This is a genomic window from Streptomyces sp. NPDC031479, from assembly GCF_055581065.1.
Genome location: NZ_JBVIKC010000013.1, coordinates 38,727 through 49,902 on the forward strand (window position 1 = coordinate 38,727; position 11,176 = coordinate 49,902).

The following is an 11,176-nucleotide window of genomic DNA, read 5'->3' on the forward strand; positions in this document are numbered from 1 at the left end:
GGGGTCCGGGTCAGTCCCTCATCAGCAGCACGCCGGCCGCCAGCACCACCGCCAGGGCGAGGGCCAGGACTCCGTAGACCGCCCGGTGGTCGCGGAGCACGGGCAGGAAGCGGTCGAGGGCGAAGCGGCCCGGGCCCGTGAGGGCGAGCGTGACGGCAGCGGCGATGATCAGGGCCTCGAACTCGACGCCCTCCAGGCCGATCAACGCCCCGGTCCACTTGACGGTGACGGCGTTGATCATCACGCCGACGATCGCCGCGGCGGACAAGGGGGTGAGGAGGCCGAGGATCAGGCCCAGCCCGCCCAGCGTCTCGGTCAGACCGGCGATCGCCGCCATGGTCTCGCCCGTCGGGTAGCCGGCCTTCTCGAAGAAGCGGCCGGTGGTGCCCAGGCCCGGGCCGTCGAACCAGCCGAACAGTTTCTGGGTGCCGTGAACGCCCATGATCGTGCCGAGCACGAGGCGCAGTACGGGCAGGCCGACGTCGTAGGGGGTGGTGCTGCCGGTCGTGGCGCGGTGGGCGGAGGGGAATCGCATCGTGGCCATCGTGACGCTTTCCGTCGGGGGCGGGCGGAAGGAAGGGGAAAACCCGGCGCAGACGGTCCGGGAGCCGTCGGCCGGAAGCGCGGGGCGGGGAGCCCTCCGGTGGCGTCGACTGCGCCCAGAGTGGCGAAAAACGAGCCGAAATGCCCGGTAGGCGGATGCGCGCGTCGACCGGCCGCGAACGCGCGTACGGACGTGCGGGGTGCCCGGTCGGCCGACGGACCCCGCCCCTCGGATCGGCCCGCCGCCCGGACTGACGCCGGTCGGCCCTCGCTGCCTCCGGCCACGCCGGGTGCCACCGGGCGGGGGTGTCGCCACCCTCGGCAACATCTGCATTCCTGCCGGGAGATGGGCGGCGGAGCCCCGCTGCTATGGTGCGCCGATGTCAACGATCAAGCAGTTCCAGGTCACTTTCGACTGCGCGGAACCCGGGCGTGTCGCCCGCTTCTGGTGCGAGGTGCTGGGTTACGCCATAGCCACCCCGAAGGGGTTCGCCACCTGGGACGCATACGAAAGCGCCCAGTCTCCTGAGGACCAGGGTTCGTGGTGCGCCTGCAGCGACCCCTCGGGGGTGGGCCCGCGGCTGTACTTCCAGCGCGTTCCCGAGGGCAAGGCCGGCAAGAACCGGGTGCATCTCGACGTCAGGGTCGGCACCGGGCTCGTGGGCGAAGAGCGCCTCGCCACGCTCGAAGCCGAGTGCACCCGCCTGATCGCGCTCGGCGCGGTGCGCGTGCGTCTGCTGTACGACGGCGGCGACGATTCGTGCATCGTGATGCAGGACGTCGAGGGCAACGAGTTCTGCGTCGACTGAGCGCCCTGCGGGCCGTCTCCAGCGCGGCCTGCGCGGGCGTCGTGCAGGCGGGCGGACTGGGTGACCAGCCGGGAGCGGCCGGTGCCGGCCGCCGCGGCGGCGAGGCCGACCGGCTCGGGGGAGGCGGCTCCGGACTGCTCCACGCAGTCGGCTGCCAACGCGAGCAGCTCACCGGTACCGACGCCCGTGGCGGCGCCGCTGCCGCTGCCCCCGCGGGTGAGCAACGCGGGCAGTGCGGCGCCCAGTACGGCCCACGTGGTCGCGTGGGCCGGCGGGCGTGACACCGGTCGGCATGTTGTTCGCGGCATCCCGTCAGGCACGCCGGCCCGGCGGAAGCGGGTGTCACGCGGCCGGGGCGCCATGACCGCGGGCGTGGCCGGCCGGTTCCACGGACACGGGCCGGGGCCGTGCCAGGCCGTGGCGGTCGGCCCAGGAGCTGATGGCCGCGGCCAGTTCCGCCGGCCGGTCCTCGGGGGAATGGTGGCCGGCGGGCCCGTGGTGGGACGTCTCCAGACCCGCGATGTTCTCCTCGCACCAGGCCACCGCCCCCCGGTCGGTCATCGCGCCCGGTCCCGGCTCGAACGCCGCGAGCAGCTTCGGGACGTCGGGGCTGGAGGACAGCCAGGACCCGTAGCGCTCGACGCGGGCCACGACATCGGCGGGCTCGCCGTCCAGCGGCATCATCCGCGCCCACGCCAGGACCGGTCGGCGGCTGTGCGGTGTGGGGAAGGCCCGGCGGTAGACATCGAGGTCGGCGGGGGCGAGCGGGGTGGCGAGGGTGTCCGGGAGGCCCTCGATGAACAGCGACTCCTCCAGGATCATCCGCTCGCCCACCCCGGGGGTGCGCAGGAGGGTGAACAGCTGCCGGCCCTCGGCCGGGAACTCGTCGCCGACCAGCGGCTTGACGATCGTCTCGGTGAAGGCGAGGCCGCGGACGGTACCGGGAAGGCGGGCGGCGCGGTCGAAGGCGAGGGCACCACCCCAGTCGTGGCCGATGAGCACCGCCTCGTCGATGCCGAGCGCGTCGAACCAGGCGTCGAGGTAACGGGCGTGGTCGTCGAAGGAGTAGGCGAGGTCGGGCTTGCCCGACCCGCCCATGCCGATGAGGTCGGGGGCCAGCAGGCGGCGGCCGGGCGCGGCGACACCGGGCAGGACGTTGCGCCACAGGTGGGAGGAGGTGGGGTTGCCGTGGAGGAAGACGAACGGCAGCCCGTCGGGGTCGCCGGCCTCGCGGTGGTGGAGGGTGGATCCGAGGACGGGGAGGGTGGGCATCGTGGTGTGGCTCCGCTTTCTGCTCGGGGGACACTCGGGGGACATCAGAGGTTGAGGCTGAGGACGCGGTCGACGGCGATCTCCACGACGACCAGGTCCGACGGGGCGGGCGGCGGGGTGCGGTAGCGGTCGGTGTAGCGCCGCACCGCTTCGGCCAGCCGCCCGGGGTCGTCCGTGACGCGGGCCCGGCCCTCCAGGGTGACCCAGCGGAAGCGGTCCGCCTGGCAGAGCGCGACCCGGGCCGCCGGGCCGCCCGCCAGCACGTTCCGGGCCTTGCACGCCCCCGCCCGGGTGGTCACCCGGACGAGGCCGTCGGCGGCGTCGAAGGTGAAGCGGACGGGGGCGGCGTGCGGGGTGCCGTCGGCGCGGAGGGTGGTGAGGACGCCCGCATCGGGGCGGCTGAGGAACTCGGCTGCCGCGGACGGGAGTCGGACGGCCGGGCGGCTCACTTCTTCCTCACGCCCTCGTTCCAGACCAGCTTGGCGACGTTCGGCTTCACGGCCGTGGTGATGACGCCCATGGCCGTACGGACGTAGCGCCGCTCCCCCAGTTCGCGCAGCATGCTCGCGGCGAGGTCGGTACGGGCGGTGAACACGCCGTCCGCGCTGCTCTCGGCCGTGCGGTAGTCCGTGACGACGGGGTGCTCAAAGAGGCCCGAGGGACGGACGAGGGTCCAGTCGAGGTCCGTCTCCCGGACGGCGGCCTCCATGCGGCGCATGTCCTCGTGCACCGGGCGGGCGAACCGTCGGTTCACCAGCGGGTCGAAGACGTGGTTGAAGAAGTGCGCGCCGGTGGGGTGCCAGTTCGGGTCGGCGACGCTGGACGTGACGGCCAGCAGGCGCCGGACGCCGTGGCGGGCCATGGCCGAGGTGATCGCGGTGGCGCTCGCCGAGTACGTGGTGACGGTCCCGCCGCCGGGGCGTGCGCCCAGCGCGGAGAGCACGGCGTCCGTCCCGTCGATCGCGGCGCTCACCGCCACCGGGTCGGTGGCGTCCGCGACGGCCACGGTCAGACCCGGCCGTGCGGGGAGGGAACCGGGGCGGCGGGTCACGGCGACGACCTCGTGGCCGGCGGCGAGGGCCTGGTCGGTGAGGTGGCGGCCGGTCGGACCGTTCGCGCCGAATACCGCGATGCGCATCATGTCGGGGAGTCCCTTCGTGTGGTCGGTGGAACGCCCTTGACTGTGCCGATCACGAAACGCAGGCTCAACGTTGATGAATAACGACGTCGCCGCCCCCGCCCGCCCCCGGGGCCGCCCCCGGGGCAATCCGCCGACCCGCGAGTCGATCGTCGCGTCGGCCCGTTCGCTGTTCCTGGAGCACGGCTACCGCGGCACCACCCTGCGCGCGGTGGCCGGGGCCGCCGGGGTCGACCCGGCCCTGATCTCGTACCACTTCGGCTCGAAGAAGGGCCTGTTCGCGGACGTCATGCAGTTCCAGTGCGCCACCGCGCTGACGGTGGACGACGTCCTCGACGGAGACCCGGCCACCCTCCCCGACCGCCTGATCGACGCGGTGACGGGCCTGTGGGAGGACGCCGACTTCCGCCGGCTCACCGCCCGGGGCGACGAGGCCGCCGAGGCGATCCGCGAGTACCTGGAACACGAACTGCTGGCCCGGCTCGTTGAATTCCTCGGCGGCCGGGACGCGACGGCGCGGGCGACGGCCGTGGTGACGATCCTCGGCGGCCTCGTCTACACCCGCTATCTCAATCCCCTCCCCACCCCTGCGTCGCTCACCCCGGCGCAGGCCCGCCACGTCCTCGCCCCGGCGCTGCGAGCGGCGCTGTCCCCCAGGCCCCGGGACCGCACCCCCGGGCTCGCAGCGGGAGGGGCCGTCGGGGCGCGCTGACCGGCGACCGATCGGCGGGGCGCCCCGGCTCAGGCGGCGGGGACGCTCACCCGCACCGCCTTGCCGAACTCGTCCACCGTGACGCCGAGTTCGCCTCCCGCCTCGGCGGCCGGCAGCTGGACGAGCAGCAGTCCGCGCCCGTCCTCGGCTCCCCGGAGGTCCCTGCGATCGTCGCGGAGAGCGTGGCGTTCCTGGCCCGCCACCCCGCGCTCCCCGCGCCCGACCGGGGATCGGTCCGCTACCGCGACTGGACGGCGAACAACTGCACGGCGTACTCGCCGCTCGTCCCGATCCCGGTCTCCTTGTAGGTGCAGTTCAAAATGGCGGCGCGGTGCCCGCGGTTGCTGGCCATCCAGCCGTCGACGTGGGACTTCGAGGAGTGGTGGCCCGGTCCGGAGACGTTCTCGGAGGAGGGCCCGGCGGGTGAGTAGCCGGCCCGTTCCATCCGCTGCAGGTCACTGGAACCGTCGGAGCCCGTGTGCGCGGTGAGGTGGTTCGCGGCCATGTCGTCGGCATGGGCCTGGGCGGCCTGCATGAGTCGCGGGTCCTCCTTGAGGGGCTCACAACCGGCCTTGGCCCGTTCTGCGTTGACCAGGGAGAGGATCTCGCTCGCGGAGGACTGCTGCACGGCGCGGGTGAGGGCGGCAGGCGCCACTGCCGGTGCTGCCGCCCGGGCGGCGCTCGCGGTGAGGGCACTGCCGAGCACGAGCAGCGGGGCCGTACAGGCGACGGCGCACACGCGGCGGATCCGGCTGTTCTTGGTGCGCATGGATATTCCCCTTCGTAGGGGGGTCGTGGGGAGCCGCCGCCGGCACGTGGCCTGCGGTGGCGGCCGCTCTCGGACGGCCGCGGGCCGGACGGCACCCGGCCCTGTGGCGGGGCGCGCACTGCCATGGGGCGATGCCGCCACGGCGCCTCCTCCTGGCAGTTCCACCCTACGGCCGCGGACACGGACCCGCCGTCCGGAGCGCGCGCGACCGTGGCCGCCGGGACGGCGGGAAGCACGGGGCGGGAGGCCGGACGGGCGGCGGACGGACGGGCGGGCGGAGACGGCCGGAGACGAGGAGGTCAGGAGGACCGGCGGTGCACGAGGACGGCCTCCGTCGCGGGGACGGGCCCGGTCGCACCGGTCTCGATCAGCTCGTGCACGGCGTCCGCGATCCGGGCGGGCGTGGGCATTTCCAGGCGGATCGTGGTGAGCGCGGGCTGCTGGAGCCCGGAGAGGACCAGATCGTCCGAGCCCACGATCGCCACCTCGTCGGGCACCGTGACGCCCTCGGCCCGCAGCGCGTGCAGGAGCAGCGCGGCGTACTCGTCGTTGTAGGCGAAGACGGAGTCCAGGTCCAGGCGCCTCCAGCGCCGGGCGAGCCCGGTCGCGGACTCCCGGGTGTAGGCCAGTTCCACCGGGGTGACCGTGGTCATGTGGCGGGCGGCGACCGCCTCGACCCCCGCCAGGCGCGGCCCGGCGAGGGTGCCGAGGCCGCGCTCACGCGGCATGACGACCCCGATCCGGGTGCGGCCGCGGGCGATGAGGTGCTCGGCGGCGGTGGCGCCGATGTGGGCGTGGTCGAAGCCGACGGTGTGGACACCGGGCACGGAACCTGAGGCGAAGGCCAGCACCCCGCGGACCCCGGCGCGGCGCAGCAGGTCGGCGGCCGGGGCGGTGAGGCGGTCGCCGTCGAGGGCGATGACCGCCGCCGGGCGCAGTTCGGCCCAGGCCCGCGCGGCCTCGACGGGGTCGGTGAACCGACCGGCGTGCAGCACCGCCGTGTAGCCGTGGCGGTCGAGTTCGCCGTACAGGTCGTCGACCCATTCGCTCACGAGGCGGCCGATCGCGGAGACCGACGCCGGCAGGAGGACGAGGTTGCTGCGTCCGGCGCGCAGGGACCGGGCGGCGGCGTGGGGGACGTAACCGAGCCGACGGGCCGCGTCGAGGACCCGTGCGCGCGTGGGTTCGCTGACCCGGTGGCCCTGGGTGCCGTTGAGCACGAACGAGACGGTGGCGCGCGACACACCGGCGAGGCGGGCCACGTCGGCACTGGTGATCGGGGCGGGGACGGGGGTTTCTTCGGCCATGACGTCGCTCGACGTTCCTCGTGCTCGGTTCGTACCTGCCTACGTCGGAGGTTACACGAGTCAAGAAGCGGCGGGGCGGCCGATTCCCCCGACCCGCGCACCGTCCCACCCCTCGGCGGTGCGCCGACCGGCGCGCGACCCGCCCCCTCGCCCCGGGCCCCGGCCGGCGCCGCCGGACGCGCCCCCGACCTGGTGGTGTCCGGCCTGCCCGCGCCCCGCTCCGGCCGCGCCCCGCCGGGCACCACGAGGTCCGTGGGTCCCTGGATCCGGCCGGGCTCAGGCGCCGATCACCCTCAGTGCGGCCCAGAGCGCGGCCACCGCGGCCGCGAGCGCTGCCGGAGTGGTCAGCAGTCCGAGGCGGCTGAACTCTCCGAGGGCCACCCGGTCGTCGTGATCGTGGACGATGCGCCGCCACAGCAGGGTGGCGAGCGAGCCGACGTAGGTCAGGTTGGGGCCGATGTTCACGCCGATCAGCACGGCGAGGACGGCACCGGGGCCGGCCGGGGCGGCCAGCGGGAGCAGGGCCAGGACGGCCGGCAGGTTGTTGATCAGGTTCGCCAGGAGCGCGCCGACCGCGGCCGTGGCCAGCAGGGCGGGGAAGGAGTCGCCCGCGGGAAGGACGGTGGCGAGGGCGTCGCCGAGGCCGTGGTCGACCACGGCCCGTACGACGACGCCCAGTGCCAGGACGAACAGGCAGAACGCGGGTGCGGCGGAGGCGACGAGCCGGCGCGGCGTCGTGCGGCGCCGGACCAGCGCGCGGCCCGCCAGGACGAGGGTGCCCGCGAGGGCGGCCCAGGCGGGCCCGGCCCCCGCGAACGAGGCCAGCGCGAATCCCGCCAGCGTCAGCGCGAGTACCACCAGCGTGAACCGGGGCACCGGCGCGGCGTCCTCCCCGGTGCTCGGCCGCTCCGCCGGTACGGCGGCCAGGTCGGCCCGGAAGAAGCGGCGGAAGGCCGCGTACTCGACGGCGATCGCGGCCAGCCAGGGCAGGGTCATCAGGGCGGCGAAGCGGGTGAAGGACAGGCCGCTGGCGGTGAAGGCCAGCAGGTTGGTCAGGTTGGAGACGGGCAGGAGCAGGGAGGCGGAGTTCGCCAGGTGCGCGGTCGCGTACACGTGCGGCCGGGGCCGGGCGCCGATGCGGGCGGCCGTCGCGAACACCACCGGGGTCAGCAGCACCACGGTCGCGTCCAGGCTCAGTGCGGCGGTGATCACCGCGGCGACGGCGAAGACCCCGCCCAGCAGGGTCTTGGGACCGCTCCCGCACCTGCGGGCCACCGCGTCACCGGCCGCCCGGAACAGTCCTTCGTCGGCGCAGAGCCGGGCGAGCGCCAGGATCACCGCCAGGAAGCCGACCACCGGCAGCAGCTCGCGGGTCTGCTCCCACGCGGCCTGCGGGGAGACCACCCCGAGCCCGATCAGCGCCGCGGCGGCCGGTACGGCGGCGGTGGCCTCGGGCAGCCCGCGCGGGCGTACGACGGCGAAGGCCAGCACGCCCAGCAACAGGGCGAGCGACAGCGACTCGGCTATGACGGTGTTCAGCGGGCACTCCCGGCCGACGAGGATCAATCCGGCCGGACAGCGGCCACGAAACCGCACACCAGGATGCCATCGTCGGCGCGCGGCCCGTACTCGCGGGCGCGCCCCACGGGCTGTCGCCGCCGTCCGCGTGCCCGGCCGTGGCAGACTCGGCACCGCGCGGAATCCCGGCCCCGTCCCCCGCGGGAGGACCCCCCTTGTTCCACCGCCGCAGCCGCCTGCGCGGACGGACCGCCACCCTGGCCGTCACCGCCCTGTTCCTGACCCTCACCGCCGGCACGTCCCGCGTGCCGCCCGCTCCGCAGCCGGCCCCCGGGCCCGCGGCGACCCGGGTGGGCTCGGTACCGGGCCACCGGACCGTCCTGTCCGGGTACGCGATCCAGTCGACCGCCAAGGTCGCGGACCCGGGGTCCGCCGTCTCCGGGCCGGGCTATCCGACGGCCGGCTGGTATCCGGCCGGCTCCCGCTCCACCGTCCTCGCGGCCCTGCTCGCGGCCGGTGTCCACCCCGACCCCTTCTACTCCACCCGTCTCAAAGAGGTCCGGGCCGCGGACTTCACCGTGCCCTGGTGGTACCGGTCCGACTTCGTCGTCACCGACCCGGCCCTGCGTACGTACCTGGACTTCAGCGGGGTCGTCTCCGCCGCCGACGTCTTCGTCAACGGCCGCCTCGTCTCCCCGGCGGCCACGGTCGCGGGCGCGTACACCCGGCACGAACTCGACGTCACCGACCTGATCACGGCGGGCACCAACACCGTCGCCTTCCGGGTCCGGCCCAACGATCCGCGCAAACGGCTCACGATGGGCTGGCTCGACTGGCTGCAACCGCCGCCCGACGGGAACATGGGCCTGGTCCGGGACGTGTCGGTCCGCCGCGGCGGGCCGGTCGCCCTGGGCGACGCGCACGTGGTGACCTCCCTGGCCCTGCCGTCGATGTCCTCCGCCGACCTCACCGTCAAGGCCCGGGTGCGCAACGACTCTCCTGCCACCGTCACCACCACGGTGTCCGGTACCGCCGGTCCGGCCGCCGTCAGCCGCAGCGTCACCCTCGCGCCCCACGAGACCAGGACGGTGGTCTTCTCCCCCGCCGACCACCCCGCGCTCCGGCTGCGCGCGCCCCGCGTGTGGTGGCCCGCCTCGATGGGCGGGCAGCCGATGTACGCACTCGACCTGACCGCGACCGTGGACGGCACACCCTCCGACACCGCGCACCAGTCCTTCGGGATCCGTGAGGTGCGGGCCCCGCTGAACGCCGACGGCGCCCGGCAGTACGAGGTCAACGGCCGCCCGCTGCTGATCAAGGGGGGCGGCTGGTCCCCCGACGAGTTCCTGCGCTGGGACCCGGTATACGTCGAGGACCGGCTGCGGTACGCCCTCGACCTCGGTCTGAACACCCTCCGGCTGGAAGGGCACCTCGAACCCGACGAGTTCTTCGACCTCGCCGACCGGTACGGGATCCTGACGCTTCCCGGCTGGGAGTGCTGCGGCAAGTGGGAGGGGGAGGTCAACGGCACCGAGGCCGGCGAGCGGTGGGAGGCCGCCGACTACCCGGTGGCCAAGGCCTCCATGGCCGCCGAAGCGGCCCGGCTGCGCCACCACCCCAGCGTCGCCTCCTTCCTGATCGGCAGCGACTTCGCGCCGAACCGGACCATCGAACAGGGGTACCTCGACGCCCTGAAGGCTGCCGACTGGACGGCCCCGGTGATTCCCGCGGCCTCCGACGCCTCCTCGCCGATCAGCGGGAACTCCGGGATGAAGATGACCGGCCCGTACGACTGGGTCCCGCCCTCGTACTGGTACGACAAGCGGCAGGGCGGGGCCGCCGGCTTCAACTCCGAGACCAGCGCCGGCCCGGACGTCCCGACCCTCGACACGCTGCGCCGCATGATGTCGCCCGCCGAGCTGGAAACCCTCTGGAAGGATCCGTCCGCCGCCCAGTACCACCGCTCCCCCTCGGCGACCTTCTCGACGCTCGGGCTGTACGACGACGCGCTGTCGAACCGCTACGGTCCCCCCACCGGGCTGGAGGACTACGTGCGCAAGGCGCAGCTGGCGCAGTACGAGAACGTGCGCGCGCAGTTCGAGGCGTACGCCCGCAACGCCAAGGACGCCTCCGGGCCGTCCACCGGCGTGGTCTACTGGATGTTCAACAGCGGCTGGACCTCGCTGCACTGGCAGTTGGTGGACCGCTACCTCGACCAGGGCGGCGCCTACTTCGGGGCGAAGAAGGCGAACGAGCCCCTGCACGTCCAGTACGGCTACGACGACCGCGCGGTGACCGTCGTCAACAACCGGACGTCCGGGGCCTCCGGGCTGACGGCGCGGGTCACGCTGTTCGGCACGGACGGCAGGCCGGCGTACGACCGGACGGTGACCGGGCTCGACGTCGCGGGCGACGGCGCGAGCACGACCGCGCTCACCGTCCCCGCCTCGGTCCCGGGCCTGTCCACCACCTACCTGGCACGGCTGCTGCTCACCGACCGCGCCGGACGGGAGGTGAGCCGCAACGTCTACTGGCTGTCCACCGAGGCGGACGTGCTCGACTACGCGGAAACCGACTGGTACCACACGCCCACCACCTCCTACGCCGATCTGACGGGGCTGAACACCATGGCGCGGACGGCCGTCTCCTCGACGGCCTCGACGACGCGGGACGACGGGTCCGGGACGTCCACGACGACGGTGACCGTGCGCCACGCGGGCACGGGGAACACTCCGGCCCTGCTCACCGACGTCCATCTGGTGGGCGCCGGGGGCGCGCCCGTCCTGCCCGTGCGGTGGAGCGACAACCAGATCAGCCTGTGGCCGGGTGAGTCGGCGACGCTGGCGGCCACCTACCGGACGGGCGACCTGCGCGGAGCCGCGCCGCGGCTGCGGGTCTCCGGGTGGAACACCCCGACGGTGACGGTCCCGGCCGGCTGACCGGGACGGGACCGGACGAGACGGGACGCGACGCGACGCGACGCGACGGGACCGGACCGGACCGGACCGGACGCGCGCGTGGGGGGGGGGGGGGGGGGGGGGGGGGGGGAAGAGGGGGGGGGGGGGGGGGGGGGGGGGGGGGGGGGGGGGGGGGGGGGGGGGGGGGTAC

11 protein-coding genes are annotated in these 11,176 nt (G+C 74.5%); 3 read left to right on the plus strand and 8 right to left on the minus strand.

What is annotated here, in order from left to right; genetic code table 11:
* Positions 1–10: 10 nt before the first annotated feature.
* Entirely contained in the window at positions 11–535 is a 525-nt protein-coding gene (locus ACZ5D2_RS16825) for a DoxX family protein (RefSeq protein WP_371674996.1), read from the minus strand.
* A 388-nt stretch (positions 536–923) separates the two neighbouring features.
* Between ACZ5D2_RS16825 and ACZ5D2_RS16830 the strand changes: the two genes are divergently transcribed.
* Positions 924–1,352, plus strand: coding sequence for a VOC family protein (locus tag ACZ5D2_RS16830; RefSeq protein ID WP_371674997.1), 429 nt, complete (start codon positions 924–926; stop codon positions 1,350–1,352).
* 342 nt (positions 1,353–1,694) lie between these two features.
* On the opposite strand, the gene ACZ5D2_RS16835 is transcribed toward ACZ5D2_RS16830, so the two are convergent.
* From ACZ5D2_RS16835 to ACZ5D2_RS16845, 3 genes are read right to left on the minus strand one after another with little or no spacing between them, the layout of a single operon-like run.
* Complete coding sequence (locus tag ACZ5D2_RS16835) at positions 1,695–2,669, minus strand: haloalkane dehalogenase (protein WP_468929951.1); 975 nt, start codon at positions 2,667–2,669, stop codon at positions 1,695–1,697.
* Complete coding sequence (locus tag ACZ5D2_RS16840) at positions 2,669–3,073, minus strand: pyridoxamine 5'-phosphate oxidase family protein (protein ID WP_468929954.1); 405 nt, start codon at positions 3,071–3,073, stop codon at positions 2,669–2,671. Before ACZ5D2_RS16840 ends, ACZ5D2_RS16835 begins: the two co-directional genes overlap by 1 nt.
* Entirely contained in the window at positions 3,070–3,762 is a 693-nt protein-coding gene (locus tag ACZ5D2_RS16845; RefSeq protein ID WP_468930170.1) for an NAD(P)-dependent oxidoreductase, read from the minus strand. The genes ACZ5D2_RS16840 and ACZ5D2_RS16845 overlap by 4 nt, the downstream gene beginning before the upstream one ends.
* Before the next feature lie 76 nt (positions 3,763–3,838).
* Here ACZ5D2_RS16845 and ACZ5D2_RS16850 point away from each other — a divergent pair, with 76 nt between their 5' ends.
* Positions 3,839–4,474: a TetR/AcrR family transcriptional regulator gene (locus tag ACZ5D2_RS16850; RefSeq protein WP_468929957.1), complete on the plus strand. Its 636-nt coding sequence runs from the start codon at positions 3,839–3,841 to the stop codon at positions 4,472–4,474.
* 29 nt (positions 4,475–4,503) lie between these two features.
* On the opposite strand, the gene ACZ5D2_RS16855 is transcribed toward ACZ5D2_RS16850, so the two are convergent.
* The 4 genes from ACZ5D2_RS16855 to ACZ5D2_RS16870 all read right to left on the minus strand — a co-directional run bounded on the left by ACZ5D2_RS16855 (position 4,504) and on the right by ACZ5D2_RS16870 (position 8,065).
* Complete coding sequence (locus ACZ5D2_RS16855; RefSeq protein WP_371675001.1) at positions 4,504–4,677, minus strand: hypothetical protein; 174 nt, start codon at positions 4,675–4,677, stop codon at positions 4,504–4,506.
* A 35-nt stretch (positions 4,678–4,712) separates the two neighbouring features.
* Positions 4,713–5,243, minus strand: coding sequence for a CAP domain-containing protein (locus ACZ5D2_RS16860; RefSeq protein WP_371675002.1), 531 nt, complete (start codon positions 5,241–5,243; stop codon positions 4,713–4,715).
* A gap of 299 nt (positions 5,244–5,542) precedes the next feature.
* A complete protein-coding gene (locus ACZ5D2_RS16865; protein ID WP_371675003.1) occupies positions 5,543–6,550 on the minus strand; it encodes a LacI family DNA-binding transcriptional regulator in 1,008 nt (335 codons plus the stop codon).
* 276 nt (positions 6,551–6,826) lie between these two features.
* The gene (locus tag ACZ5D2_RS16870) at positions 6,827–8,065 is read right to left on the minus strand and encodes an SLC13 family permease (protein WP_371681067.1); all 1,239 of its coding nucleotides are present in this window, start codon (positions 8,063–8,065) and stop codon (positions 6,827–6,829) included.
* A gap of 218 nt (positions 8,066–8,283) precedes the next feature.
* On the opposite strand from ACZ5D2_RS16870, the gene ACZ5D2_RS16875 reads away from it, so the two are divergent.
* The gene (locus ACZ5D2_RS16875; RefSeq protein ID WP_468929962.1) at positions 8,284–11,007 is read left to right on the plus strand and encodes a glycoside hydrolase family 2 protein; all 2,724 of its coding nucleotides are present in this window, start codon (positions 8,284–8,286) and stop codon (positions 11,005–11,007) included.
* Positions 11,008–11,176 lie beyond the last annotated feature (169 nt).